Below are 25,773 nucleotides of genomic sequence, written 5' to 3'. Positions count from 1 at the left end.
CTCACAGAATCGCTATCGCGAGTGACGCTCGACACATACAATCACCGCCCGCTGCCCGGCGTGTAAAACTTCGGCGCAGGCGACAGCTGAGTTCGATGCTCGGGGGACGACGGCCGATGAACTTCTCCAGGGGGAAAGATCTGATGATCCACTGGCTGCATTGCCCGGCATGCGGAGCCGGTCCGCGCAAGGCACCGTCGCCACGAAGGTGGCGATGTCGAATCCCGTTACCCGCCGGAGCGAGAGTCCGGTGATCGATCTCGGCGAGCCGGTTGCGCGATTCGAGGTTCTCGGCCCTTTGCGGGCCTGGCGGGGTGGAACTGCCATCGATCCCGGCCCTCTCCAGCAACGAGTGGTCTTCGCCGTTCTGCTGCTTCACGCGAATCGGCTGCTGGGTCGAGAACAACTGATCGACGCCGTGTGGGGTGATGCGATTCCCACCCACGCGGTCAACCTTCTCCAGCGGCATGTTTCGCGCCTGCGCAAGGTTCTCGAGCCCGACCGGCAAGTCAGGGGGCCGTCCAGCCAACTCGTCTGGGTGGATAACGGATACGTGCTGGCCGTCGCCGACGGCGGCCTGGATCTGGACGTGTTCGAGTCCACGGTGGCGCGGGCGCGTGCCGCACGCGCGGCCGGGGACCTGGCATGTGCCGCCGAACAACTGCGGTCCGCGTTGAGCCTGTGGCGAGGACCCCTGTGCGACGGACTGAACAGCCCATTCCTCCACGCCGAGCGCGACAGGCTGGCCGAGCGCCGCCTCGACGTGCTCGAGGATCAACTCGAACTGGAGGTCGCTTTGGGCAACCACACCGAAGCGATCGACCAACTCCGGCGGCTGACGACCGATCACCCTCTGCGGGAACGTTTCTGGGGCACGTTGATGTTGGCTCTGTATCGATCGGGCCGCCAGGGCGACGCCCTGCGGGCCTACCGCAGTGCGCAACAGCGAATCCGCAGCGATCTAGGGGTAGAGCCCACCGGCTCACTGCAACGACTCCACCAGCGGCTGCTGGTCGGAGATCCCGACCCGGCATCCTCGACGTCCGCTGGAAAGCAGGCGGCCCCCACGAAACGGGTGGTCGGCCCGACGAAGCCCATGGCAGGCGGGCCCCCGCCCGCGCAACTGCCACACGCCCGCTCCGATTTCGCCGGGCGAGAGGCGGAGATCCGACGATTGGATGCCCTGCTCGACGACGATGACGGTCTGGAGAAAGGCCTGGTCATCGCGGCGATCACCGGAACGGCCGGGATCGGCAAGACCAGCCTGGCCGTGCACTGGGCGCACCGGATACGCGACCGCTTCCCCGACGGCCAGCTCTACATCGATCTGCGAGGGTTCGATCCCGCCGGACCGGCATTACAGCCGTCCGAGGTGATTCGGCACTTTCTGCACGCGTTCGGCGCACACCCGTCCCGCTTGCCGGTCGATGTCGACCGGCAAGCCGCGCTCTACCGTGGCCTGCTCCACGGCCGCCGCATGCTGATCATTCTCGAGAACGCCACCGACGCCGCACAGGTGCGGCCGTTGCTGCCCGGTGGTCCCGGCTGCCTCGCCGTGGTCACCAGCCGGAACTCGATGGTCGGCCTCGTCGCGGTAGACGGTGCGCACGCCGTCAATCTCGACCTGTTGAACGCCGAGGAAGCACGAGAAATCCTCGTCCGCCGTCTAGGCGCGGATCGCATCGCGCGTAAACCCGCGGCGGTCGAGACGATCATCGACGCGTGTGCGGGACTTCCGCTGGCACTGTCGATCGTGGCCGCCCGTGCTGCGACAAACCGGCTCTTCTACCTCGATGAGCTGGCGAGGGAGCTCGAAGGGGCGCACGGCAGCTTGGACGCGTTCGACTGCGGCGACGACTCGACCAACGTGCGGGCAGCGTTCGCCTACTCATACCGAAGTCTGCGTGCACCGACGGCACGGCTGTTTCGACTGCTGGCATACGCCGATCCGGTCATCTCCGTTCAGTCGGCGGCCGGTCTGGCCGACCAGCCACCCGCACTGGTGGGCAAGCTCCTGGCCGAACTGGTTCAGGCGAACCTGGTGATCGAACGGGAATCGGGCTGCTTCGTGCTGCCGGTCCTGCTTCGGCTGTACGCGCGCGAACTCTCCGAGGAAAGCGATGGCCTCGATCACGCTGTCGGATGTGCCGACCCGGAGATCCTGCACTTTGCCAGAACCACCGTCGCCGACCTGCGCGCCGCCTACACCCGCTACCCGGCAATCCCGCCTTGACCGGCCTGGTCACCGAACCATGCGACACCTCAACATGTTCGCCGAGACGTGGGCGTCCCAGGAGGTCGCCGAGCGCCGCAACCACCGCAAGCGGGTCACCCATCCGGAGTTCGGCGTGCTCGACTTCGAGTGCCAGGTACGGCACCTGCCCGACAGCGATCAGCGGATCATCGTCTACTGCGCCGATCCGGGCTCTACGAGCGAAGCGGTGTTCCACTAACTCGCCGATGGTTGTCGCCCTCACAGTGCCTTGGCTGCGAATCGACGCTGACCCGTCATCACCTCCGACGCTGCCCGCCCGAGGACGACATCCGTTCGCGGCGAGACCTTTCCGCACTCACGAGTGAGCTATCGCGCCGAGTTGCGGCCGCACAGCACCATCCACACCGACCTCGATTCGCTGTTCGGTCCCTTCGCCGCGGACCAGGATCGAGACGATGGTGTCTCTGCCGGGTGGTAGGACACGTGCCACGACTGTGCAGTTCTGCGCTTGTGACAGCGCGTCGCGCACGATCGCTCGGACGGAGGATCGAAGGCGCTCGGGGGCTTGGTCGAGGCCTCCACCGTCGTCCAAGATGACGGTGGCGATCGCCTCCAACAGCGGCCGTGCCGCAGCATCGAGGCGTATGAGGCGAGTGTCCCGCTCGCTTTGTGCGGCGGGGCGGCGGCTTCACGGGCTGCTTGGTCAGCGGCTTGGCGGCGGAGGCTGAGTATCGCGGTCGCCATCGGCCGGACCACGCGTCCGAAGAATGTCGCCATGAGCTAAGTAGCGGCATTGACCGACCCGCGCACCGCGGCTATGCACGCCGACAGGATGGGCATTAGTATGCATTCCGTAGGCCAAAAACCTACGAAATGCATACTAATGCAGAGGAGGCCTGGTGGTCGACCATCACAGCACCCCGCTCCCGGCAGGCCTGTGGCACAGCCCTCTCCGTACGATTCGCCCACAGGATGCGACCGCTGTCTACGCCAACCCTCGACCCGAGATCGCTCGCTTGACGGATAAGGGATTGCTCCATCGTGTCGCCCACGGCTACTACGTCATCGTTCCACCCGAACACGTCGGGCGGACCTGGCTACCGGGTCTAGAAGCGGTAGCCGCAGGCATCGCCTCCTCGATATACGGAGCAGACAACGCGGTGCTGATGGGAATCAGCGCCGCACGAATGTGGGGTGCCATTCCCCGCGCCCTCGCGACCGCGGTCGTCGCCGTCCCTCGCCAGCACAGGCCGATCACGCTGTCGGATCGGACTGCGACAGTGCGCTTCGTTCGGCGCGACACCGACGCACTGGATGCCGAGCGAGCGGAAACGCCACTCGGTCCCGCACTGGTTACCACCCCCGAACAGACCGTTCTGGACCTCACGAAACGACCGGGCCTCGGAAATGCCGAGGCAGACGTCCCGGCTGCTGTCGCGACGCTCTACGCACGCAGCGATCACGAACGACTCGTACAACTCGCGGCGGCACAGCGGCTCATGGGCGTGCTCCGCCGCGCCGAATCCTGGGGGGAGATACGAGCATGAACATCGATGAACGAGAGGCCGTGGCCGACCGGTTCGGCGTCTCCCCGGAACAGGTCGAACGCGATCACCTGATCTCCCACCTTCTCGCGGCGATCAGCGACCGATTCGGGGATCGGCTGCACTTCATCGGTGGAACAGCGCTTTCGCGCACCCACCTGACCAACGGTCGGCTCAGCGAGGACATCGATCTGGTCGCCCTGGGCAGCCGGACCGCACTCGCGGCGGAACTCGACGCAGCGCTGCCACGTGCTGTCGCACGCACCCATGGTCGGCTGGAGTGGATGCCGGCCCTGACCGCGACAGCGGATACCTGCGCTGCGAATCTCCGCTCGGCGCAGGGTCTGTCGGTCAAGATCCAATTGCTCTCCTCACGAAACCGGACACTCTGGCCGACTGAGTCGCGAATCCTCGAACAGCGCTATGGCGACGCCCCACCGGCCGAACTGTTCGTGCCTACCCTGCCCGCTTTCGCCGCCGCCAAGACAGCGACCTGGCACGACCGGCGCGCACCACGCGATCTGTGGGATCTCTGGGCACTGGTGGCAATAGACGGTATCGACCACGCCGCAGCAGAGCTGTATCGACGCTATGGTCCGACGAACAGACTGCCAGGGGCCCACCTTTTCGACCGGCCACCGGCCGACGACGCATGGAACTCGCAACTGGCCGGGCAGACTCGACTCGACATCACCGCAGCAGAGGCACTGCGGAAAGTCCGCGAGGCATGGGCACGTCTGTCACCCACCGGAGACAGCGGCGGATAGCCCTGGAACGCGAGGTCGATCTGACCGACATTGCCACCGACTGCCGGTGCGGGGCCGGCGACAGCGAGTCCCGCACCGTCCGGGGTCAGTAGTCCAGGCGCTCGATGAGCGTCGCGTCGACCGTCCGGCCTCGAAGTCGGCGGGCTCTGTGCTCCGCCGCGCCGAAACCCGGGGGTATACGAGCAGAACTGAACGCGGCGGTGTGCGGTCAGGGATTGGGGTTCCAGCCGCGCACCCGGGGGATGACGGTTCGGGGCACGACCAGCGTGGCTGCCAGGGTGAGTGCTTTGGTCGCTGTCCCGAAGTGTTCGATGCTCGGGGCCAGGATCGTGGTGGCGCGGATCTTGCAGGCGCTGTCGATGATGAGCGTGGTGGGCATGAACGTGTCTGCGTCGATGTCGAGAACGTGGGTGATGGTGCAGCCGTGCGCCGCGGCGAGTTCGACGAGCGTGTGGCGGTCGGCCTCGGGTGCGGAGCTGACGCTGAGGTTCAGCAGTCCGAGAGCGATGGTGCCCATGCGTTTCCTTCGATCCGGCCGCGTTCGCGGAAGTACTGGTAGTCGTTCCTGCTCACCAGGAGGGCGGCGAGCTTGGTGGAGCAGTGCCAGGCACAGCCGCCGTGGAGCTGCAGCGCGTTCGCGGCGTGTTCGGGTGATCGTGTGGGCCAGTGCGGGTTGTCGTGGCGGCGCTCGTCGGCGGCGGTGCGGATGCTGGGTGCCTGCTCGAGCGGGACGACGGCGCAGATCGACGGAATATCAGCGGCCACGGTGGGGCCCTCCCGGATCGCGCGGCCGGTCCAGATACGCGGGCAGGGACCGATGTCCGTGGGATACGAAACTGGGCAGCGGCCGCAATTCACCCGGCTCGACAGCGAGCGTCAGATCGGGAAACCGCCCGAACAGCGCGGGGAGTGCTTCGATCGCCTCCAGCCGGGCCAGGGCCGCACCGAGGCAGTAGTGCGGCCCGTACCCGAAGGACAGATGCTCGGTGTTCGGGCGGGTCGGGTCGAAGACGTCGGGATGCGGGCCGTGCAGGTGCGGGTCACGGTTGGCGGCGGCGAAGCAGGCGAGGATCGCCTCACCGGCTTCGATCCGCTGGCCCGCGATGTCGATATCGGTGACCGCGTAGCGCAGCGGCAGATTCGGCACCGGCGGCGCGTACCGCAAGCACTCTTCGATCAGCTGCGACCACGTCACAGCACCGGTACGCAGTTGCGCCAGTAGCTCAGGCCGGGTCAACAACTGATAGACGGCCCGATCGATCAGGTTGACGGTGGTCTCGTAGCCGGCGCTGATCACCAGCAACAGCGTGTGGACGAGTTCTTCTTCGCTGAGCCGATCGTCGTTGTCGCGGTGGCTGATGAGCAGGCTGGTCATATCCTTACCGGGCTCGATGCGGCGGCGCGCCACCAACTGCGTCAGGGTGTCGACCAGCTCGGTGAAGGTGGTCGACGGGTCGCGGCGCGGGCTGGTGGAGAAGATCTCGTCGACACACACCCGCAGTCGCGGTTGCAGCTCGGCGGGGACTCCCATCAGGGCGGTGATCACCCGCAGCGGCACTTGGGTGGCGTAGTCCTCGCGCAGGTCGATCACCGTCCCGTCGGGGCGGGCGGCGAGATCGTCGAGCAGCCTGCGGATGATCATCCTGATCTGCGGGCGCAACGCGGCGACGCGGCGAGCGCTGAAGGCAGGGCCGACGAGTCTGCGCAGACGGTGGTGCTCTTTGCCGTAGGCGGTGAACATGTTGCGCACCGACACCCACGCGATCTGCGGCCAGTCCGCGGGCACTCCCCCGGTGATGAAGGCGGGCCAATGTCGATGGGCGTCCTTGGACACCCGCCAGTCGGTGAACAGTCCCTTGATCACCTCCGGGTCGGTGACCGCCCACGCGGGGATATCGCCGGGCAGCAGCACCCGGACCAGCGGCCCGCGCTCACGCAACGCGATGGCTTCGCCGATGATGTCGGCGCCGGTGACGTCCAGCCGGATCGGATCAGGCTCGCGGCCAGGTACGGGTGTTGTTTGCAGATCGGTCATGAGGGATCGCCTAACGTTCAGCGGAGGGTCGGAACCGACAGTGACGAAACAGGTGTGAAGACGACCGGCAGCGCTTCCAAGGACCGATGGAACGGGCCCGGCCGCCAGCTCAGCCGGTCGGCGGGGACCGCCAGTTCGATCTCGGGCAGCACGTCGAGGAGCTGATCGATCGCATCACCGGCGATCAGCTCGGCCAGCGCCCGTGCGGGGCAACGGTGCGGCCCTGCGCCCAGTCCCAGATGGGACTCGTTGCCGAAGATGTTGCCGCCCATCACGGCCGGGTCGTTGTTGGCCGCGGCCAGGCTGATCACGATCGGCTGATGCGCCGGCAGCCAAATGCCGCCGACGAGCTGCGGTTGACGCGGGTAGGACATGCAGAAGTTCGCCAACGGCGGATCACGGAACAACACATGGTTCAGCGCGTCACGGGTCGAGACCTCACCCGCGACGACCCGGCCCCCGAAGTCCGGGCGGCTCGTCATCAACGACACCGTGTTGACGATCAGATTCGTCAACGGCTCACTCGCCGCCGCATACAAGGTGAACAGCTGATGGACCAGTTCCGCATCGTCCAGACCGGCAGGATGCGCGAGCAGCCAGGACGTGACGTCCTCCCCCGGCCGGGCACGTTTGCGGGCGACGAGCTCGCCCAACGCCCGCACCGCCGAACGGTTCCCGCTGACCGCATCGGTGGTGGTGTCGAACATCGTCGCCATCCCGGCAGCGACCCGCTCACTGATGTCGGGATCGCACCCGATCAGCTCGCCGATCACCTCGAACACCAGCGGGCGTGCGTAGTCGCCGAGCAGATCGGCCCGACCTGAGCCGCCGAACCCGTCGATCAACCTCAGCGCACTGCGCTCGACCAGCGCATGCAGGGCGGTCAAATCCACGCGCCGCAGCGCGTCCACGTTCGCCGCGCGATACCGCGCATGCTCGATCCCACTGCTGCGCAACGCGTTCGGACGCTTCTGCATCATCGGCAGAACCGGACACCCCTGGCGGATGCCACGCTGCCAGGAACTGGGATCGGCCGGGAAGCGCTCGGGATCGTTGAGGATCTCCAGCGCGGTCCGATAGCCGATCACCAACGTCGCGGGAACCCCAGGAGCCAGCCACACCGGCACCAGCGAACCGAACCGCTCACGCATCCGGGCGTATGCGCCATACGGGTCGGATGCGAATTGTTCGGTGAAGATCGGGACACGCGATGCGTTATCGGCGTCCGGCGGCGAGCCGCGACCGATAGGGCATTTGCTGGGAGCAGCACCATCGATTTTCCTGACAGGCACGGAGGTAGCCAGCGGCTTCGCGCCGAATCGGACGCTTGGGCAGTCGACATGCCCACCCCTCACTCGGACATCAGCCCAACCATCGGAGTCGGCCCGCCTACCCGTCGATCGTCGGAACTCGTTGGTGCGCACGCGGATTGGCTCAGCTGACTTCCGGGACTCGGCAAGGAACGGCACGAGCACACCCAGCGCCGCCAGCGGAAGAACCGCCAGAAGCAGACATATTTCGTACACAGGCATCTCAGATCCTTTGGGCACAAGAGTGTTGGATTTGCCGCGATATCGCTGAGCCCCGGTTCCCCCACCGCCGAAGCCCCTCAAGTACACACCAAATCGACCTAAAATGAATGCCTGACAAGGCAATTCGTACGAAATTGGTTGGTCGTCCATCGTGGGGCGGTTCATTAAGAACCGGTCCACGACGGCACGGTCCACCACGCACCGGTCCGTGGTGGAACTACCCTGGTAGGGAGGCACGAAGGATGACAGGTTCGACACTTCCGAGGAGAGCGCTCGGCCGCAGGCTGCGCGAGCTCAGAGAGCGGGCGAACAAGAGTCAGCTCGCCGCGGGCACGTGCATCGAGGTGTCCAAGCAGACGATCGGGCGTGTGGAGGAAGGAAGGCCGGCGCGCATCAGCACGGCGCAGTACCGCGAACTGCTCGACCTCTACGGCGCGAGCGAGGCGGAGCGAGAGGAAGTTCTCGAGCTGCACAAGGAGGTGAGGGCGATCAACGACAGCGTCTCGACGCAGGGGTGGTGGCGCGCGTACTCCGATGTGGTCAATCCGCACTTCGACCACTACATGAGCCTCGAGCAGGCGTGCGATCGCCTGACCGCCTTCCAGCTGACGCTGTTGCCCGGCTTGGTGCAGACCAGCAGCTATCGAAGGTGGATCGAGACCACGACCGATCCGGTGGTCTCTGCGGTCGATGTAGAGCGCCGACTGGAATTGCTCGCGCGGCGACAGCATCGGCTCACCGGGGCACCCGGCTTCCAGCTAAACGCGCTGCTCTCCGAGGCGGCCCTGCGCCATCATGTCGGGAGTGCCGAGGTGATGGTGGAGCAGCTGCACCATCTCATCGAAGTCAGCCGCATGCCCAATGTCTCTTTGCGAGTCGTTCCCTTCACGGCGGGGCCGCACATGGGCCTGCGTACCCAGAGTTTTGTCCTGCTGCACTTTCCCCCGCTGTCAGTGCGCGCGGAACCGGTGCCACCGGTCGTCTATGTGGAGGGCTACACCGGCGCACTGTTCCTCGAGGAAGATGCGCTGGTAGCGCGCCACCGCGCGGCCGTGGAAGACATCCAGCGAGCGGCGCTGGACGAAGAGAACACCAGGGAACTGGTGGGACAGATCGCGAAGGAGTACACATCGTGAGTGCAGACCTATCCGGCGCACACTGGTTCAAGAGCACGTTCAGCAACGCGGGCGGCGAGTGCGTCGAGATCGCACATCTGGACGGCGGTGGCGTCGGCGTGCGCGACTCCAAGAACCCGAGGGGGGCCGTCTTGACCTTCACCCCGGCGGAATGGGATGCCTTCCTCGCCGGAGCCCGCGACGGTCAATTCGATCGGCCCTGAACGCCGAAGGGCCATCCGGGCACGAGTGAACGGCCTCACCCCGACCATCGAGGCGAGGCCGTTCAGCCGCACCCCTTGATCAGCCCTCGAATCGTTCCGACAGCGCGCAGCACCGCCATCGCCTCGGGTTTCCGATGCCTCATTCGGTGAGGTCGGCACATATCTGCGAGAAGTCGACCGCTTCGCCGACTTCTCATGCAAGTGGCCAGTCCCCGATAACGCCACCACCCGGGAGTAGAGTCCGGGTTGTTTCGTCGGTTTCAGTTGATCCCGAAGGCCACCGGGTGGTGGGTGCTGCATGGCATGTCCACAGCTCGCCGCTTGGCCGCGGCGCCTAGAATTTGCCCCGAGCGATTTTTCGCAACGCGTCTTTCTCCAGCTCGGCATCGGCCAGCAACTCGCTTCAACCGGGCATTCTGCTCCCGCAGTTCCTTGAGCTCTTTCGCAGCGTCGGTGTCCATCCCGCCGTATTGGCGCCGCCGCCGTTTCCGTCCTGCCATGGTTCTCAGTGTCTTTCTGACCCCTCACCAGTGCTAACAGGACTCTAATTCCAGGCGGTCGCATTCACCGGGGACATGCCAGGTGTTCTTCATCGCCGACCTCACCGAGGCCCTCGGATCCGATCGCAACGCAGCTGTCCGGGTCGTCGCCGGTGGAGTGCCCCCGAGTAATCCCGGGGCCGCCGGGACAGGCTTCGGTGCGGCTACCAATCCTGGATTGCGGCTCGCAGTATCGGTTCAGGATCGCGGCCTGACAGTTTGACGGAGATAGCGATCCCCAACAGCGAAGCGGTCTTGGCGAAAATTGCCTCGGAGGAATTCGTGACATCGAACCCCGCGCGGTCGACCCGAAGAACACCGGGGGGCAGCTGGACACGCGCGTCGGCGGTCAGGCCGTGCAGGACGGCGTCGGCCATGTCCGAAGGTAAGCCCGAGGTGAACGGGCGTGTCCACAGCCTGCTCGCGATTGTTCGTTGTTCGTCGCTGTCGATCAGGTCGAATGATGCGACTTCGACTTCGATCAGGGTGGTGGTCGCGTCGTCACTGACGACGAACTGCGCCCCGAGTAGTGCGCGTGGTGCGATGCCGCCGTGGCGGCGCAACACCTCTACCATCACTCGGATGTCTCCTACCGTGCCCGGACTATCAGTAGCGGGAGCGGACGATGTGAGTATCCGCGCGGCGGAATACGCGGCGTTCTCGTCGTCTTCGTCTATCGCGACGATCCCGTGACCGTCGACTTCGATTGTCATCATCGCGGCGGCAGCCCGTTCTGCTTGCGCCACCAAGGACCGAATTCTGGGTACTTGTCGATCACATCGGGATCATAATTCTTACCCGGCGGATGTGTCTCGAGGGCTCTTTCGTGTGCCTGTTCGTAGGACACCCTGCGAGCGAATCGACACACCGGACGCGCCGGCCTGGTCGAAGATTCACCTACGCAATGTGGAAGCGTTCGGTGGCGGCACCCTGGCCGTTGACCCCGTGACAGGCCAGGTCAAACCACACATCCATGTAGCTGTCGGGCTCAAGGAATATTCGGCGACCGGTCACACCAGTCATCTTCTCGGTGCACAAGTGCAGTTCCTGACCGAGATGATCATCACCGAAGTAATCTCGCCGGAACTGCACCGGACACCGCAACCGGACATGTTCGATGTCCCGCTGTTGGGGTTCGGCTCCGGCCGCTGAGGACACTCCACAATGACTGCGGCCGCTTACCGCGCACGCCCCGGCGAACTCCCGGCTCCACCACAACCTCGGGCGGCACCCATGGCTGGCCCCGGCGGCGGTCAACGGGCTGCTCTCGGCCAGGGCGGGCAGCGAGGCCATCTTCTCCAGAGTGGTCTCCCGCGGCCGCTGGCGGTTATCTGATCCCGGGATCGGCAAATCGGGCACTGAGGCGGAGCTGAAAGCAAGCCAGCTCTGGGAGACCGATTCCCGGACTCTCAGAGCCGAGATCAGGCGTCAGCCGGCGACCCGAACTACGGTTGCCTTGCGGAGCTTTCCGTGGAACCTCTCACCGACCTCGTAGTCGACACGAACCCCGGGATGGATCATCGACAGGTCACCGTCGAACTCGTGCTCGGAAAACCACACATCTCCCGCCGGGTCGGCGATCGCCCCGACGAACCAGTAGCCCAGCCACCACCGGACGACACTTTCGAGGGAACCGTCCGGTCGATGCGCGGCACCCGCGTGCCCATAGGGCACCACTACTGCGGGCTCGCTCTCCCGATACCACCCCGTGTCGCCGGGAACCAGCGGCTGGTCGCCACGCCCGCGGTCCTCGGGCCAGATCATCCCGGTCCGTGACAGGACATCGTCCTGAATGTGGCTGGCCAACTGGCAGGCCACGGACTCCGGTGCGACTTCGGCGGAGGGGCGATATCCCATCTCGACTCCCAGTTCGGGAATCCGTATGCCGATGGAATCGCCGAGCCGATCATCGGTCTCGGCGTCGATCAATACCTGAAGGCCGAACGCATTCACCAGGTCATCAGCCACTAGCTGCGCCCCAGCGACAGCGTTGGACTCGATCATTTCAGCGATTTTGCCACACCGCCAACGGAATCCGACACCGGTTGAGTGGGGTCACATACAGGTTCTTGCCGGCGGCATGGGCCGCTTCGACATGGAACACATCACCGGAGGTGTACCCGGGTGGCCCCGTCGCGGTAGCGGCGAAACGCCGAATGCAGGTTGTCGTCTTTGACGTTCCACTGCGGGCCTTCCGGCGCTGCTCCGTTGATGCAGACCGAGACCGTGTTCTCGAATCTTTGCTATGGCACGAGAACTGTTGCCGCGCACACACTGTCGAGCAGCGCTACCCGGGTCTGACCGCACCGCCGCGCACTCATGGCATGGCGTCGTCGTGCCGCACGACTCGACGCGAAGGCGGCGGTGAAGCGCACGCGCACGCCGGGGCCGAAAGTGTCGGCCCCGACCTGTCGACTCAGCGATCCAAGCGCTCGATGACGGTCACGTTGGCCGTGCCGCCGCTCTCGCAGATGGTGAGCAGGCCGTAGCGGCCCGTATCGGCTGCCGAGCCAGCTGCTCGTTACGCAACCAGCGGATATGCCGTTCGAGTGATATCATCTATAGGTGATAGCGTGAGATTTTGTGGGGAACTGGGATGTGGACCTGGCATATGTCGAAGACTGGCTGGTCAACTTGGATCAACAGTCATACGAGCAAGTCATTGCGGCGATCGAGTTGCTTGCCGAGCGCGGCCCGCAACTCGGCCGCCCGCTCGTCGACACGATCAAGGCATCACGACACAAGAACATGAAGGAGTTGCGCCCGGGTTCGACTGGTCGGTCGGAACTACGTGTGCTCTTTGCGTTCGACCTCGAACGCAAAGCGATCTTCCTCATTGCAGGAGACAAGGCCGGTCAATGGGACAAGTGGTATCGGGTGAATATTCCGATCGCCGATGATCGCTTCGACGAGCATCTGGCCAAGTTGAAGGGTTGAGAGCTATGACCAATCTCGATGACATACTCGCCAAACGACCCGTCGACCGGGCGGTGGTCGATGCGCATAAGACCAGGATGCTCGACCAGGTCCGCGCCTACCGACTGAAGGAATTACGGGAAGAGCTTCACCTGACTCAGCAGGAAGTGGCCGACCGGTTGAATGTGGGGCAGAACCGGGTGTCGAACATCGAGCGCGGCGATCTCGATCGCGTGCGGCTCGAAACCCTCCGCCGTTACGTCGCTGCGGTCGGCGGCACGCTTCGGATCGAGGTCGAACTCGGGGACGACCGCTTCAAGATCGCGTAGGCAAGGGGCCGGTATCACCACCGGCCCCAGCCTTTTCCAGTCAGCTGTCCAGGCGTTCGATGATGGTGACGTTGGCCGTGCCGCGTAGCTGCGCGCGGTGAATCCGAGTCGGTCGAGCAGCTCAGCGGCGCTCTCGAACGAGGACACCCCGACTTCGACCTCGTCGGTGCCGTCGATGCCGTCGTGGCGGATCTTCTTGACCGCTACCAACGATCCGGAGGGGCATTGGACGTCGCCAAGAACCCGGACCAGCCGCCGGTCCTGCAGAACAACGGCAACTGGGCGTGCATTGGTACACGAAACGGCGTGGAAATCAAGGTCATCGTCGACTCGAACGGCAACGTCATCACCGCCTACCCGCTCGGAGGTAAGGGGGTAACCCGGAACGACGCGCAAGGCAACCCTCAACCGATCAATTAGGCAGACTTCAAATGAATTCGAACAGAGCAGCGCGAGAGGCCCGGAGGCGACAGCGGGATCCCCAAGCCGTCGAAGCCCGTAATCAGCGGCTCAACAAGTTGAACAAGGACTCGCGCGAGCTCCTTGAAAGCGTCGCCGACCGGTTGCCGTCGGACCTGGTCGCCTCCTGCCGGAGCGATAGCGACGCCGGGGAGTGGGCAAACTCGGTCGACGAGCTGTGCGCGATTCTCGTCAAGCGCCAGATCAAGATCACGCAGGTCGAGCGCGACCTCGTGGCCAACCTGCTCGGCCAGTTCAATCCGCCGGTCGAGGGATACCCCTACATCAGCGACCCGGACGGCGTGCTCTCCGAGCTCAACGTGGCTACCTGATACGCCGCGATGATCTGCGGCTCGTCGGCTGGCGGATCTTCGAAAGAGCCTCTGCTTAGTACTGCAACGGCACTCGCTTCGAGTATCGTGCCTGCGTGGTCGTGGATGTTGTTGCAGCGGAGTTGGATTCGCTGCATGCGCGGATCGGTGGCCGGTTCACCCGGTCGGAGCCGCAGGAGCGGGTCCGGGAGTATATGACCGGTCTGGTGGCGGGGCTTGAACGCAAGAACGGGTGGACGCTGGCCGAGGCCGCCGGTGAGATCTCTCCGGACGGCATGCAGCGGCTGCTGCGGCGGGCGGACTGGGACGTCGACGGTGTGCGTGATGATGTGCGCGATTACGTCGCTGACAGGCTTGGTGACCGGGACGGGGTGCAGCGTCAGTATTCCGGCACCGCCGGCCGGACCGAGAACTGTCAGACTGTCCTACCGCGACATGGTGATGGCCCTACCGCGACATGGTGATGGCGGCACGAGCGGTCTCTTGATCGGCACAACCTGCGCCGATTCGGGACCGGCAATTCACCGGCCCCGAATTGATCGGATCAGGAGTCCAGGCGCTCGATTATGGTCGCGTTAGCGGTGCCGCCGCCCTCGCAGATGGTGAGCAGGCCGTAGCGCCCGTTGCGGCGCTCAAGCTCGTTGAGCAGCGTGGCGAACAGCTTCGCGCCGGTCGCGCCGAGCGGGTGGCCCAGAGCGATGGCACCGCCGTTGACGTTCACCTTCTCCGGGTCCGCGCCGGTCTCCTTGATCCAGGCCAGCACCACCGGGGCGAACGCCTCGTTGATCTCGATCACGTCGATGTCGTCGATGGTCAGGCCGGTCTTCTCCAGCGCCCACTTGGTGGCCGGGATCGGCGCGGTGAGCATGAAGATCGGGTCGGCGCCGCGGGCGCTGACGTGGTGGATGCGGGCGCGGGGCTTCAACCCGTATTCCTGCACCGCCCACTCCGAGGCGAGCAGGGTGGCGGACGCGCCGTCACAGATCTGGCTGGCCACGGCGGCGGTCAGCGGGCTGCCCTCGGCCAGGGCGGGCAGCGAGGCCATCTTCTCCAGACTGGTCTCGCGCGGGCATTGATCGATCCAGAAGTCGCCGACCGGCACGATCTCGCCGTCGAAGCGGCCGTTCTTGATGGCGTCGCGGGCGCGTTCGTGGCTGCGCAGCGCCCAGCGCTCCATGTCCTCGCGGGTGATGTCCCACTTCTCGGCGATCATCTGCGCGCCGCGGAACTGCGAGACCTCGCCGGTGCCGTAGCGGTGGTCCCAGCCCTGCGCGCCGACGAACGGCGAGTCGAAGCCGTACTCCTTGCCCGCGAGCATGGCCGCCGAGATCGGGATGGCGCTCATGTTCTGCACGCCCGCCGCGACGATCACCTCGGCGGTGCCGCTCATGATGGCCTGGGCACCGAAGTTGATGGCCTGCTGGCTGGAGCCGCACTGGCGGTCCACGGTGACGCCGGGCACCTCTTCGGGGTAGCCGGCCGCCAGCCACATGGTGCGGCCGATATTGCCCGCCTGCGGGCCCACATTGTCGACGCAGCCGACGATGACGTCGTCGACGCGGGCCGGGTCGAGCGGCTGGCGGTCGAACAGGCCACGCAGCGCGGCCGCGCCGAGATCGGCCGGATGCACGCCTGCCAGTGCGCCGTTGCGCTTGCCGACGGGAGTGCGCACCGCGTCGACGACGTAGGCGTCGCGCATCGGGGCGTAGGGGCGGCGAGCGGAGGGTGCGGACATCTGAACTCCTAGTGGTGACGCGGCGGCGTGATTGCGCGGGGAGGCGCTACGCCTGGTCGGTGCGCTCGGGCACGGTGAGTCCGTCGAGCACGATGGTGAGGTATTGCTTGGCGAGGGTCTCGACGGTGATCGGTCCGCCGGGGCGGTACCAGCGCACCGCCACCCACACGGTGTCGCGCAGGAAGCGGTAGGCCAGTTCCACGTCCAGTTCGGGGCGGAAGCTGCCATCCGCGACGCCGTTGGTGAGCACCTGGTGCCACAGCGCGCGGAACTCGCGGTTGTATTCGTCGATGTAGGCGAATCGTTCGGCGTCGCGCAGGCGCTTGGCCTCGGCCTGGTAGATGGCCACGGCCGCGTGGTGGCGGTCGAAGGATTCGTAGGAGGCGAGCACCAGGGCTTCCAGGGTGTCGCGCGAGCTCAGGCCCGCGGCGACGATCTCGCGGTAGCGGCCGAACAGATCGTCGAGGAAGCCGCGCAGGATCTCGTCGACCATCGACTCCTTGGAATCGAAGTGGTGGTAGAGACTGCCGGACAGGATGCCCGCGGAGTCGGCGATGTCGCGTACGGTCGTCGCGCGCAGGCCCCGTTCGGCGAACAGCTCGGCGGCCAGGCCGAGCAGTTCGTTGCGCCGTGCTGATTTCGAGGCGTCTGGTGCGGTCACGTTGGCCATAGTACAACCAAGCATTTGCTTGGTGCTAGATGGCGGCGAGATGATGGGCTGCGTCGTGATCGTGGGTCGGGATGACGGTAGCGAAGTGACGCGCCAGGTGCAGGCGGTGCAGGGTCTTGAAGGCGAGATCGCGGTCGTTGTCGGCGAGACTGCCGGGAAAGGCGGATTTCTGGCGGATCTCCTCGATCTGCAAGGAATGCCAGGCGGCATCACCCGCCAGCAGAATCCAGCCGCGCCGGGTGTGAGCGAGGATGCCGATGCTGCCGGGGGTGTGGCCGGCGAGGTCGACCAGGACCACGCTGCCGTCGCCGAACAGGTCGTGGCTGCGGGTGAAGGTGAGGATCGGCGGGCCGTCGAGATCGTATTCGATCAGGGGACGATCCTTCAGCGAATCGCGCACGCCGCCGACCGGAGCGACGGCGCCTCGGGAGATCCAGTGGTGCTCGGCGCTATGCAGGTACACCGGCAGGCCCGGCATATCGAGCAACCCGCACACATGATCCCAGTGCGCGTGTGTCGGGAGCGCGAAATGCACAGAAGCCAATGCGGGTTCGGCCGCCAGTGCGGTGATCGTCGGGATGGTGTCCGACGGCGGGCGCACGGCCATCCGCAACAGTCTCGGTAGCTGCGCGATGGCGCGATGATCGGCATCGATGCAGTAGCCCGGATCGACGAGGAAGGTCGCTTCCGGGTGCTGGACCACGAACGAGGTCATGGAGTTGGCGATGCGGCGCGGCGAGAAGCGTCCCTCCACGACAGCGGCTGTCGGCACCAGCCGTGGCACCTGGGCCAGGGCGGTCACCGTGACGGTGCGCCGGGCGGTGGGCAGTCCCGCATCGGTGATCGAACGCAGGAACCGCTGGTCGGCACGTCGCGGCCGTAGCGCGCCGCGCACCGAACCGACTGCCGCGGAACAACATTCGAACAGGCTCGGGGTGCGTACTGGATCAGACACGATGGCACGGTAATACTTCATGTCGACATGAAGTAAAGAGGTGCATCGTGACCACAACCCGGACGATGAAGATCGGCGACGCGGCAGCCGCCCTCGGCGTCGAGGCGCATGTGCTCCGGCACTGGGAATCCGTCGGTCTGCTCACGCCGAAGCGCAGCCCGTCGGGTCATCGCAGCTACGACGAGCACGTCCTGGACTCCGCGCGGCTGATCCGGATCCTGCAGCGCGCCGGATTGTCCCTCGACGCGATGCGCCGACTCGGGCACAGCGCCCACGAGGAACGCCTGGCCCTCGTCGCCGCCCATCGCGCTCAGGTGCGTGAGCGAATCGCCCTGCTGCAGGCCACCGAGCAGTTCCTCGAACACCTCACTGCCTGCAGCCACCCGGTCATCGCCGATTGCCCGGAATGCTCGGATTTCACCAAGCGCGGTAACGCGCGCCGCACAGCGGAATTTCCGGATCGGCGCTGATCCCGCCGGACACTCCCCCGGGAATCGAATCGTCAGGCCCGCTGGCTGCTGATCGAGACCACCTCGCCGGTGAGGTAGGTGGTGTAGTCGCTGGCCAACATCGCGATGGTCGCGGCCACCTCCCACGGCTCGGCGGCGCGGCCGAAGGCCTCACCCTCGGAGAGCCGGTCGAGGAGTTCGGTCGAGGAGACCTTGTCCAGGAAGGCATGCCGGGCGATGCTCGGGGCGACCGCGTTGATCCGCACGCCGAATTCGGCGGCCTCGATCGCGCTGCACCGGGTCAGCGCCATGACACCCGCCTTGGCCGCCGCGTAGTGCGCCTGCCCGTACTGCGCGCGCCAGCCCAGCACGCTGGCGTTGTTGACGATCACGCCGCCGTGACCGGCCGAGCGGAAGTAGTTCAGCGCGGCCCTGGTGCAGCGGAAGGTGCCGTTGAGGGTGATGTCGAGGACGCGATCCCACTGCTCGTCGGTCATGTCGGCCACCGGGGTCTCGCCGCCCAGACCGGCGTTGTTGACCATGATGTCGATGCGCCCGAGCGCCGCCGCCGCGCCGCTGACGAGGTCGTTCACCTGCTCGGTGCTCTGCACGTCGCAGACGATCGCGGCGATCCGGCGTTCGGGGAACTCGCCTTTCAGCTCGACCTCGGACTCGCCGAGGCGGCGCTCGTGCCAGTCGGAGATCACCACGTCGGCGCCTTCGGCCAGCAGTCGGCGCGCGGTGGCCGAGCCGATGCCGGTGCCTGCGGCGGCGGTGATCACCGCGACCCGTCCGGTCAGCAGGCCGTGCCCGGCCACCGGCTGCGGCGCCACCGACAGCGGGCCGCCTGCGTTCTGTCCACTCGCGGTCACGGACGAGCCTCCCTCGGCAGACCGAGCACCCGCTCGGAGATGATGTTGCGCTGCACTTCGTTCGAACCTCCGTAGATCGTGTCGGCGCGGGTGAACAGATACAGCCGCTGCCATTCGTCGAGATCATCGGCACTCGCCGCCGCGGCGCCGGAGCCCGCGGTGGCCGACGTCGAGCCGCCCGCGCCCGCCACCAGACCTTCCGCGCCGCGCACCGCCATCGCGAGCTCGCCTAGACCGCGATGCCAGTTGGCCCACAACAACTTCGCTACCGAGGCCTGCCCGGATTCGTCGATGCCGTGCCCGGCCATCGTGCGCAGGGCGTGGGCGCGAAGCACTCGCAAGCCCACCCAGGCGCGGTCGATGCGGTCGGCCAGTAGTGGGTCCTCGACCGCGCCGGTGCGCTTGGCCAGGTCTTCGATATCGGCCAGTTCCCTGGCGAATCGGATCTGCTGACCAAGGGTGGAGATGCCGCGCTCGACGGCGAGGGTGCCCATCGCCACCCGCCAGCCGTCGCCCGGTTCGCCGACGACGAGATCGGCATCGGTACGCGCGTCGTCGAAGAACACCTCGTTGAATTCCGAGGTGCCGGTGAGCTGGATGATCGGGCGCACCTCGATGCCGGGCTGGTTCATCGGCACCAGCAGGTACGACAGGCCCTTGTGCCTGCTCGAGCCCTTCTCGGTGCGCGCGACCACGAAACACCAGTCGGCGACATGTGCCAGCGAGGTCCAGATCTTCTGCCCGTTGATCGACCACTGATCGCCGTCGAGATGGGCGGCGGTGGTGATGGCGGCCAGATCCGAACCCGCGCCCGGCTCGGAATAGCCCTGGCACCACAGTTCGGTGACATTGCGGATGCCGGGCAGGAAGCGGCGCTTCTGTTCCTCGGTGCCGAAGGCGAGCAGGGTGGGGCCGAGCAGTTCCTCGCCCACGTGCGAGACGCGCGCGGGCGCGTTCGCCTTGGCGTATTCCTCGTGGAAGATCACCTGCTGGCGCACGCTGGCGGCGCGCCCGCCGTATTCCTCCGGCCAGCCCAGGCAGGTCCACCCCGCCGCGGCCAGGTGCCGGTCCCACGCGAGCCGTTCGTCGAAGGCCTCGTGTTCGCGGCCTGGGCCACCGAGTCCGCGCAGGTCACGGAATTCTCCGTCGAGATTGTCCGCCAGCCATGCGCGCACTTCCGCGCAAAACCGCGCGTCCTGTGCGGCGGTACTGGATTCTGAGGTCTGGATCGCAACCACGTCGGTAGGATAACCTACCAAGCACTTGCTTTGTAGAGCGCTGCTCGAGTCGGCTCCGACCGGCACGCGCACCGACGGTGAGGAAATCCGTGACCGTTCCTGCACAGACGACACCGCTGGCCCTGCACGAGGCCGCGCGGTCGTACGGCGACGCGCCCGCGCTCGCCGACGGCGAGGTCCGCCTCGACTGGTCCGGCCTGCTGGCCGAGGTCCAGCGCACAGCACGCGCGCTGATCGCCCGCGGAGTGCGCCGCGGCGACCGGGTGGCGATGTGGGCTCCCAATACCCATCACTGGGTGGTCGCGGCGCTGGCCGCGCAGTACGCGGGCGCGGCGCTGGTGCCGCTGAACACCCGTTATGTCGCCGACGAGGCCGCCGACGTGCTGGCCCGCGTGCATCCGGCGGCGCTGTTCGTCTCGGGCACCTTCCTGGGCCGCGACCGCCTGGCCGAACTGCGCGCGGCCGCGCCGGAACTCGCGATCGAGACGGTCGTGGTGATCCCGGTCGAGCCGGGCACCTCGGTCGAGACCGACGCGCACACGCTGAACTGGCCGGATCTGGAAGCAGCCGCCGAATCGGTGCCTGCCGAGGCGGCCGAGCAGCGGGCACGCGAGGTCTCCCCCGACGACCTGTCCGACATCCTGTTCACCTCCGGCACCACCGGCCGCAGCAAAGGCACATTGGTGGCCCATCGCCAGGCGCTGTCGGTGGTGCGCGCCTGGGCCGAGCGCGCGACGCTGCGCACCGACGACCGCTACCTGGTGGTCAACCCGTTCTTCCACAACTTCGGATACAAGGCGGGCATTCTGGCCTGTGTGGTCACCGGGGCGACGATCGTCCCGCAGGTCACCTTCGACGTGCCGCAGACCATGCGGCTCATCGGTGCCGAGCGGATCACCGTGCTGCCCGGCCCGCCGACGATCTACCAGACCATCCTCGATTTCCCCGACCGCGCCTCCTACGACCTGAGTTCGCTACGGGTCGCGGTGACCGGCGCGGCCACCGTGCCGGTGGTGCTGATCGAGCGGATGCGCGAGGAACTGGCCTTCGACGTGGTGCTCACCGCCTACGGCCTGTCGGAGTCCGCCGGATTCGGCACCATGTGCGACACCGGCGACGACGCGGCCACCGTGGCCAACACCTGCGGCAGGCCCATTCCCGGGTTCGAACTGAAACTCGCCGGCTCCGGCGAGGTGTTGCTGCGGGGCCCGAACATCATGCTCGGCTATCTCGACGATCCCGAGGCCACCGCCGAGGCCATCGACGCCGAGGGCTGGCTGCACACCGGCGACATCGGCACCGTCGACGAGCGCGGATATCTGAAGATCACCGACCGGCTCAAGGACATGTACATCAGCGGCGGCTTCAACGTCTATCCCGCCGAGGTCGAACAGGCCCTGGCACGGCTGGACGGCGTGGCCGAATCCGCGGTCGTCGGGATTCCGGACGAGCGGATGGGCGAGGTCGGCAAGGCGTTCGTGGTGCCCAAGCCCGGCGCCACGCTCTCCGAGGACCAGGTCATCGCGCACGCCAAAACCGTGCTGGCCAATTTCAAGGTGCCGCGCGCGATCGAGTTCCGCGACCAGTTGCCCTACAGCGCGGCCGGGAAAGTGCTCAAGCGGCAGCTCCGTGACGGCGAAAAACGTGAGGAGAATTCGTAATGTCAGACCAACCCGCCGGGGTGCCCGACGAAGGTGAGGTAGTCACCTACGAGCGGCGCGGCCGAGTCGCCGTCATCACGATGAACCGGCCCGACTACCGCAACGCGCAGAACTCGGTGATGACCTACGCCCTGGACGCGGCCTTCGTGCGCGCGGTCGAGGACGACGAGGTCGGGGTGATCGTGCTGGCGGGCAACGGCAAGCATTTCAGCGCGGGCCACGACATCGGCACCCCCGGGCGCGACCATCACGTGCGCTACGAGAACAAGGCCGTGCTGTGGTGGGACCACGTCGACAAGGCGGGCGGCGATCAGCGTTTCGCGCGCGAGTCCGAGGTCTACCTGGGCATGTGCCGGCGGTGGCGGGAGATTCCCAAGCCGACCATCGCCATGGTGCAGGGCGCGTGCATCGCCGGCGGGCTCATGCTGGCCTGGGTGTGCGACCTGATCGTGGCCTCCGAGGACGCCTTCTTCTCCGATCCGGTGGTGCGCATGGGCATTCCGGGCGTGGAGTACTTCGCCCACCCGTGGATGCTCGGGCCGCGTCAGGCCAAGGAGTTCCTCTACACCGGTGACCGCTTCGACGCCGCGACGGCCAAGGAGTGGGGCATGGTGAACCGGGTGGTGCCGCGCGCGGATCTGGAGGCCGAGACATTCGCGCTGGCCGAGAAGATCGCCGCCATGCCGCGTTTCGGGCTGGCGTTGACCAAGAAGGCGGTCAACCAGGCCGAGGATCTGATGGGCATGCGCGCGGGCATGGACTCGGTGTTCGGCCTGCATCACTTCGCGCACGCGCACAATGCCGAGGTCGGCGCGGATTCGCTGGGCGGGATGAACGCCAGGAGCATGCGCGATACGGCGACCGTCTCCGAGAAGAACGCCGCTGACACGAACAGTACCGACGAGAACAGCGCTGGGCAGAACGGTTCTTCGGAAAAAGCCGGTGCCGCAGAGAAGAACGGGACAGCCTGATGGATTTGGATCTGGATCAGGCGGCGCGAGAATTCCAACGGGAGGTCAGGGAGTTCCTGGCCGCGAACAAGCCCGCGCAGCCGCTGCCCTCGATGGACACCGCCGAGGGCTTCGAGGCGCACCGCGAGTGGGAGCGCACGCTGGCCGAGGCCAGGCTCTCGGTGGTCGCGTGGCCGCAGGAGTACGGCGGTCGCGACTCCTCGCTGCTCGACTGGGTGCTCTTCGAGCAGGAGTACTACGCCGCGCAGGCCCCGGGGCGGGTCAGCCAGAACGGCATCTTCCTGCTCGCGCCGACGCTGTTCGAGCACGGCACAAAGGAACAACTCGACCGGATCATGCCGCGCATGGCGCGCGGCGACGACATCTGGGCGCAGGCCTGGTCGGAGCCGGAGGCGGGCAGCGACCTGGCAGGCATCCGCTCGACCGCGCGGCGCACCGAGGGCGGCTGGCTGCTCAGCGGGCAGAAGACCTGGAGTTCGCGGGCGACGTTCGCGGACTGGGCTTTCGGCCTGTTCCGCAGCGACCCGGAAGCCGAACGCCACAAGGGCTTGACCTACGTGATGTTCCCGCTCACCGCCGAGGGCGTGTCGGTGCGGCCGATCCCCCAGCTCGACGGTGAGCCCGGTTTCGCCGAGATCTTCCTCGACGAGGTATTCGTCCCCGATCGCGACGTCATCGGCGCGCCCGGCGAGGGCTGGCGGGTGGCGATGAGCACCTCCAGCAACGAGCGCGGCCTCTCGCTGCGCAGTCCCGGCCGGTTCACCGCGACCGCGAGCAGGCTGATCGACCTGTGGGCCGAGCACGCCGACGAATCCGACACCGCCACCCGCGACGGGGTGGTCGACGCGTGGATCCGCAGCGAGGCCTACCGCCTGCACACCTGGGGCACCGTCACCCGCCTGAACGAGGGCGGCAAGCTGGGCGCGGAATCCTCCATCACCAAGGTGTTCTGGTCCGAACTCGACATCGCCATGCACGAGACCGCGCTGGACGTGCTCGGCGCGCGGGCCGAGGAAGCGAGCGCGTGGACCGACGGCTACCTGTTCTCGCTGTCGGGCCCGATCTACGCGGGCACCAACGAGATCCAGCGCAATATCATCGCCGAGCGGCTGCTCGGTCTACCGAGAGGGAGCAGCCGATGAGGTTCGCGCTCAGCCCCGAACAGCTCGACTTCGCAGGCAGCGTGCGCAAACTGCTCGACAGCGGGCGCGCGCCCGCGGCGGTGCGTGCGTGGTCGGCCGGTGACCGCGCGCCCGGTCGCGCGCTGATCGGCCAGCTCGCCGAACAGGGCGTGCTCGGCCTGGCGATCGGCGAGGATCACGACGGCGCGGCCGCGGAGCCGATCGACCTGGTGGTCGCCTTCGTCGAACTCGGCCGCGCCGCCGCGCCCGGCCCGCTTGCCGAGAGCGCCGCCGCCATTCCCGCACTGCTGCAATCGCTTCCGGATTCCGGGCCCGCGCAACGTTGGCTGCCCGGCATCGCCGCTGGATCGACACTGGGCACCGTCGCGTTCGCCGAGCCGGGCGGCCGGGCCGTCGCGGTCGACGCCGACGAGGCCGAGCTGGTTCTGCTCGTCTCCGGCGACACCCTCTCGGTGGGCACGCCCGGCGCGGCGATCCGCTCGATCGACCCGGCCCGCCGGTTGTTCACCGTCGAGGCGGGCGAGATCGTGGCCGAGGGCGAGCAGGTGCGTACGGCCGCGGCCCGCGCGTTCGACGCCGGTGTCCTGGCCTCGGCGGCCCAGCAATGGGGCGCGGGCCGGGCCCTGCTGCACGCCGCCACCGAATACGCCAAGCAGCGCAAGCAGTTCGGCAAGCCGATCGGTGAGTTCCAGGCGGTCAAGCAGAAGCTCGCCGACGTCCTCATCGCCCTCGACCTGGCCGAACCGCTGCTGCACCGGGCCGCGCTGACCTTCGAGGACCCGACCCGCTCCCGCGACGTCTCCGCCGCCGCCGTGGCCTGCGACGAGGCCGCCTACTCCGCCGCCCGCGCGGCGCTGCAGGTGCACGGCGCGATCGGCTACACCGCCGAATACGACCTGTCGCTGTGGCTGACCAGGGTCACCGCGCTGCGCTCGGCCTGGGGCACCGCCGCCGCGCATCGCGCCCGCATCGCCGCCGAGCTGCGGCGGGAACGGGGCATCGCATGAGCCTCGACGAGACCGAACGCAGAGAATTCGCCGATTCGGTGCGCGCGCTGCTGACCAAGCACGCCAAGCCGGAATCGGTGCGCGCGGCCATGGACACCGACCTCGGCTATGACCCCGCCCTGTGGCGGCTGCTGTGCGAACAGATCGGCGTGGCCGCGCTGGCGATCCCCGAGGAATACGGTGGCGTCGGCGCGAGCCTGGTCGAATCCCTGCTCGTGGTGGGCGAACTCGGCCGCACGCTGGCCGGGGTACCGATGCTGGGCTCGGCGGTGCTCGGTGTGCAGGCGCTGCTGCTGTCCGGCGACACCGAGGCCTGTGAACGGCTGCTGCCCGAGGTCGCCGAAGGTTCGCGCACCCTCGCGGTGTGCTGGGCCGGGCCGCGCGGCTGGGACGAACCGGGGGTGCGCGCTGAGGGCGACACCCTCGACGGCACCGCCCACTACGTGCTCGACGCGACCGGCGCGGGCACGCTGATCGTGGTCACCGCGACCGGCTGGTTCGAGGTCGACGCCGACGCCGAGGGCGTCACCCGGCGGACGGTGCCCGCTCTCGATCCGACGCGCAAGCTCTCCGAAGTGAGCTTCGCGTCGGTGCCCGCCCGCCGCCTCGGCGCCGGCGATTGCGCCGAACTCACTCGCAAGCTGCGCGAGATCGCGTGGGCCGCTCTTGCCGCCGAACAGGTCGGCGCGGCCCGGCGCTGTCTCGAGACGACGGTGGAATACACCAAGTCCCGCGTGCAGTTCGGCCGGGTGATCGGCAGTTTCCAGGCCCTCAAGCACCGCATGGCCGACATGTACGTCCTGGTGGAATCGGCGGAATCGGTGTCACGACTGGCCACCGAATCGCTGGCGACCGGCGCCGCCTCGGCCGCCGAGGATGTCTGGGTCGCGCGCACGCACTGCTCGCGGGCCTTCACCGACGTGGTCGCCGAGACGGTGCAATTGCACGGCGGCATCGCGATCACTTGGGAACACGACGCGCATCTGTTCTTCAAGCGCGCCCACGGCGACGCCCAGCTGTTCGGCGCGGCGCGGCGGCCCGCGGCGGCCTGAACCACTACGCACGG

At 67.1% G+C, this 25,773-nt stretch carries 29 protein-coding genes and 2 pseudogenes; 18 read left to right on the top strand and 13 right to left on the bottom strand.

All coding sequences use genetic code 11. From position 1 onward, the window contains the following. Position 1 precedes the first annotated feature (1 nt). Positions 2 to 469, bottom strand: a complete 468-nt coding sequence (locus IU449_RS15110; RefSeq protein WP_195003278.1) for a hypothetical protein — start codon at positions 467 to 469, stop codon at positions 2 to 4. Between IU449_RS15110 and IU449_RS29065 the strand changes: the two genes are divergently transcribed. The 4 genes from IU449_RS29065 (at position 353) to IU449_RS15090 (ending at position 4,526) form a co-directional block, all read left to right on the top strand. Next, positions 353 to 2,233 (top strand): BTAD domain-containing putative transcriptional regulator, encoded by a 1,881-nt coding sequence (locus IU449_RS29065; protein WP_416382185.1) that lies wholly within the window; start codon positions 353 to 355, stop codon positions 2,231 to 2,233. The two genes, IU449_RS15110 and IU449_RS29065, sit on opposite strands and share 117 nt — an antisense overlap. Positions 2,234 to 2,252: 19 nt before the next feature. Continuing rightward, on the top strand, positions 2,253 to 2,453 hold the full coding sequence (locus IU449_RS29060; protein WP_228804726.1) for a hypothetical protein: 201 nt from the start codon (positions 2,253 to 2,255) through the stop codon (positions 2,451 to 2,453). Between the two features lie 793 nt (positions 2,454 to 3,246). Next, positions 3,247 to 3,762, top strand: coding sequence for a type IV toxin-antitoxin system AbiEi family antitoxin (locus tag IU449_RS15095; RefSeq protein WP_416382173.1), 516 nt, complete (start codon positions 3,247 to 3,249; stop codon positions 3,760 to 3,762). Further along, a complete protein-coding gene (locus IU449_RS15090; RefSeq protein WP_195002742.1) occupies positions 3,759 to 4,526 on the top strand; it encodes a nucleotidyl transferase AbiEii/AbiGii toxin family protein in 768 nt (255 codons plus the stop codon). The genes IU449_RS15095 and IU449_RS15090 overlap by 4 nt, the downstream gene beginning before the upstream one ends. 208 nt (positions 4,527 to 4,734) lie before the next feature. Here IU449_RS15090 and IU449_RS15085 read toward each other — a convergent pair whose 3' ends face one another. Genes IU449_RS15085 through IU449_RS15070 form a run of 4 tightly spaced genes read right to left on the bottom strand, consistent with a single transcriptional unit; the run spans position 4,735 to position 8,291 of the window. Then, complete coding sequence (locus IU449_RS15085) at positions 4,735 to 5,043, bottom strand: hypothetical protein (protein ID WP_195002741.1); 309 nt, start codon at positions 5,041 to 5,043, stop codon at positions 4,735 to 4,737. Next, positions 5,016 to 5,291 (bottom strand): hypothetical protein, encoded by a 276-nt coding sequence (locus IU449_RS15080; protein ID WP_195002740.1) that lies wholly within the window; start codon positions 5,289 to 5,291, stop codon positions 5,016 to 5,018. The genes IU449_RS15085 and IU449_RS15080 overlap by 28 nt, the downstream gene beginning before the upstream one ends. Further along, on the bottom strand, positions 5,281 to 6,561 hold the full coding sequence (locus tag IU449_RS15075; RefSeq protein ID WP_195002739.1) for a cytochrome P450 family protein: 1,281 nt from the start codon (positions 6,559 to 6,561) through the stop codon (positions 5,281 to 5,283). The genes IU449_RS15080 and IU449_RS15075 overlap by 11 nt, the downstream gene beginning before the upstream one ends. Before the next feature lie 17 nt (positions 6,562 to 6,578). Next, positions 6,579 to 8,291 carry a cytochrome P450 gene (locus IU449_RS15070; RefSeq protein WP_228804724.1) on the bottom strand — a complete coding sequence of 571 codons (1,713 nt, stop codon included), beginning with the start codon at positions 8,289 to 8,291 and terminating at the stop codon, positions 6,579 to 6,581. On the opposite strand from IU449_RS15070, the gene IU449_RS15065 reads away from it, so the two are divergent. Then, positions 8,201 to 9,229 carry a helix-turn-helix transcriptional regulator gene (locus tag IU449_RS15065; RefSeq protein ID WP_324188262.1) on the top strand — a complete coding sequence of 343 codons (1,029 nt, stop codon included), beginning with the start codon at positions 8,201 to 8,203 and terminating at the stop codon, positions 9,227 to 9,229. The two genes, IU449_RS15070 and IU449_RS15065, sit on opposite strands and share 91 nt — an antisense overlap. Next, positions 9,226 to 9,432 (top strand): DUF397 domain-containing protein, encoded by a 207-nt coding sequence (locus tag IU449_RS15060; RefSeq protein WP_195002737.1) that lies wholly within the window; start codon positions 9,226 to 9,228, stop codon positions 9,430 to 9,432. Before IU449_RS15065 ends, IU449_RS15060 begins: the two co-directional genes overlap by 4 nt. Positions 9,433 to 9,772: 340 nt before the next feature. Here the strand turns inward: IU449_RS15060 and IU449_RS29055 are convergent. Next, positions 9,773 to 9,917: pseudogene (locus tag IU449_RS29055) on the bottom strand (IS3 family transposase); the annotation flags it as partial. A gap of 218 nt (positions 9,918 to 10,135) precedes the next feature. Further along, positions 10,136 to 10,720: a hypothetical protein gene (locus tag IU449_RS15055; protein ID WP_195002736.1), complete on the bottom strand. Its 585-nt coding sequence runs from the start codon at positions 10,718 to 10,720 to the stop codon at positions 10,136 to 10,138. Positions 10,721 to 10,877: 157 nt separating this feature from the next. Between IU449_RS15055 and IU449_RS15050 the strand changes: the two genes are divergently transcribed. Next, positions 10,878 to 11,123: a hypothetical protein gene (locus IU449_RS15050; RefSeq protein WP_195002735.1), complete on the top strand. Its 246-nt coding sequence runs from the start codon at positions 10,878 to 10,880 to the stop codon at positions 11,121 to 11,123. A 276-nt stretch (positions 11,124 to 11,399) separates the two neighbouring features. Here the strand turns inward: IU449_RS15050 and IU449_RS15045 are convergent, their stop codons facing one another. Then, the gene (locus IU449_RS15045) at positions 11,400 to 11,975 is read right to left on the bottom strand and encodes a hypothetical protein (protein ID WP_195002734.1); all 576 of its coding nucleotides are present in this window, start codon (positions 11,973 to 11,975) and stop codon (positions 11,400 to 11,402) included. Positions 11,976 to 12,554: 579 nt separating this feature from the next. On the opposite strand from IU449_RS15045, the gene IU449_RS15040 reads away from it, so the two are divergent. The 5 genes and pseudogenes from IU449_RS15040 to IU449_RS15020 all read left to right on the top strand — a co-directional run. Further along, the gene (locus tag IU449_RS15040; protein ID WP_195002733.1) at positions 12,555 to 12,908 is read left to right on the top strand and encodes a type II toxin-antitoxin system RelE/ParE family toxin; all 354 of its coding nucleotides are present in this window, start codon (positions 12,555 to 12,557) and stop codon (positions 12,906 to 12,908) included. 5 nt (positions 12,909 to 12,913) lie between these two features. Further along, positions 12,914 to 13,216, top strand: coding sequence for a helix-turn-helix domain-containing protein (locus IU449_RS15035; protein WP_195002732.1), 303 nt, complete (start codon positions 12,914 to 12,916; stop codon positions 13,214 to 13,216). Between the two features lie 183 nt (positions 13,217 to 13,399). After that, on the top strand, positions 13,400 to 13,636 hold the full coding sequence (locus IU449_RS15030) for an EndoU domain-containing protein (RefSeq protein WP_195002731.1): 237 nt from the start codon (positions 13,400 to 13,402) through the stop codon (positions 13,634 to 13,636). A gap of 98 nt (positions 13,637 to 13,734) precedes the next feature. After that, complete coding sequence (locus IU449_RS15025) at positions 13,735 to 14,007, top strand: hypothetical protein (RefSeq protein WP_195002730.1); 273 nt, start codon at positions 13,735 to 13,737, stop codon at positions 14,005 to 14,007. 95 nt (positions 14,008 to 14,102) lie between these two features. After that, positions 14,103 to 14,426 (top strand): annotated as a pseudogene (locus IU449_RS15020) (IS701 family transposase); the annotation flags it as partial. 125 nt (positions 14,427 to 14,551) lie between these two features. Here the strand turns inward: IU449_RS15020 and IU449_RS15015 are convergent. The 3 genes from IU449_RS15015 to IU449_RS15005 form a co-directional block, all read right to left on the bottom strand. Continuing rightward, a complete protein-coding gene (locus tag IU449_RS15015) occupies positions 14,552 to 15,706 on the bottom strand; it encodes an acetyl-CoA C-acetyltransferase (protein WP_195003214.1) in 1,155 nt (384 codons plus the stop codon). 82 nt (positions 15,707 to 15,788) lie between these two features. Beyond that, entirely contained in the window at positions 15,789 to 16,412 is a 624-nt protein-coding gene (locus tag IU449_RS15010; protein ID WP_195002729.1) for a TetR/AcrR family transcriptional regulator, read from the bottom strand. A 25-nt stretch (positions 16,413 to 16,437) separates the two neighbouring features. Continuing rightward, positions 16,438 to 17,367, bottom strand: coding sequence for an MBL fold metallo-hydrolase (locus tag IU449_RS15005; RefSeq protein WP_324188261.1), 930 nt, complete (start codon positions 17,365 to 17,367; stop codon positions 16,438 to 16,440). Between the two features lie 47 nt (positions 17,368 to 17,414). Between IU449_RS15005 and IU449_RS15000 the strand changes: the two genes are divergently transcribed. After that, positions 17,415 to 17,837 carry a MerR family transcriptional regulator gene (locus IU449_RS15000; protein WP_195002727.1) on the top strand — a complete coding sequence of 141 codons (423 nt, stop codon included), beginning with the start codon at positions 17,415 to 17,417 and terminating at the stop codon, positions 17,835 to 17,837. A gap of 32 nt (positions 17,838 to 17,869) precedes the next feature. Here the strand turns inward: IU449_RS15000 and IU449_RS14995 are convergent, their stop codons facing one another. Both IU449_RS14995 and IU449_RS14990 read right to left on the bottom strand, forming a co-directional pair. Then, positions 17,870 to 18,688, bottom strand: a complete 819-nt coding sequence (locus tag IU449_RS14995) for an SDR family oxidoreductase (protein WP_195002726.1) — start codon at positions 18,686 to 18,688, stop codon at positions 17,870 to 17,872. Then, entirely contained in the window at positions 18,685 to 19,926 is a 1,242-nt protein-coding gene (locus IU449_RS14990; protein ID WP_195002725.1) for an acyl-CoA dehydrogenase family protein, read from the bottom strand. Before IU449_RS14990 ends, IU449_RS14995 begins: the two co-directional genes overlap by 4 nt. Before the next feature lie 89 nt (positions 19,927 to 20,015). On the opposite strand from IU449_RS14990, the gene IU449_RS14985 reads away from it, so the two are divergent. Genes IU449_RS14985 through IU449_RS14965 form a run of 5 tightly spaced genes read left to right on the top strand, consistent with a single transcriptional unit; the run spans position 20,016 to position 25,759 of the window. After that, positions 20,016 to 21,587 (top strand): FadD3 family acyl-CoA ligase, encoded by a 1,572-nt coding sequence (locus IU449_RS14985; RefSeq protein ID WP_195002724.1) that lies wholly within the window; start codon positions 20,016 to 20,018, stop codon positions 21,585 to 21,587. Beyond that, positions 21,587 to 22,558: an enoyl-CoA hydratase gene (locus IU449_RS14980; protein WP_228804720.1), complete on the top strand. Its 972-nt coding sequence runs from the start codon at positions 21,587 to 21,589 to the stop codon at positions 22,556 to 22,558. The genes IU449_RS14985 and IU449_RS14980 overlap by 1 nt, the downstream gene beginning before the upstream one ends. After that, positions 22,558 to 23,700 (top strand): acyl-CoA dehydrogenase family protein, encoded by a 1,143-nt coding sequence (locus tag IU449_RS14975; protein WP_195002723.1) that lies wholly within the window; start codon positions 22,558 to 22,560, stop codon positions 23,698 to 23,700. The genes IU449_RS14980 and IU449_RS14975 overlap by 1 nt, the downstream gene beginning before the upstream one ends. Continuing rightward, positions 23,697 to 24,707 carry an acyl-CoA dehydrogenase family protein gene (locus tag IU449_RS14970; protein WP_195002722.1) on the top strand — a complete coding sequence of 337 codons (1,011 nt, stop codon included), beginning with the start codon at positions 23,697 to 23,699 and terminating at the stop codon, positions 24,705 to 24,707. Before IU449_RS14975 ends, IU449_RS14970 begins: the two co-directional genes overlap by 4 nt. Continuing rightward, a complete protein-coding gene (locus tag IU449_RS14965; protein WP_195002721.1) occupies positions 24,704 to 25,759 on the top strand; it encodes an acyl-CoA dehydrogenase family protein in 1,056 nt (351 codons plus the stop codon). The genes IU449_RS14970 and IU449_RS14965 overlap by 4 nt, the downstream gene beginning before the upstream one ends. Positions 25,760 to 25,773 lie beyond the last annotated feature (14 nt).

This window comes from Nocardia higoensis (assembly GCF_015477835.1).
In the GTDB taxonomy this organism is placed as follows: Bacteria; Actinomycetota; Actinomycetes; order Mycobacteriales; family Mycobacteriaceae; genus Nocardia; species Nocardia higoensis_A.
This window is presented reverse-complemented; position numbering and strand designations above follow the sequence as displayed.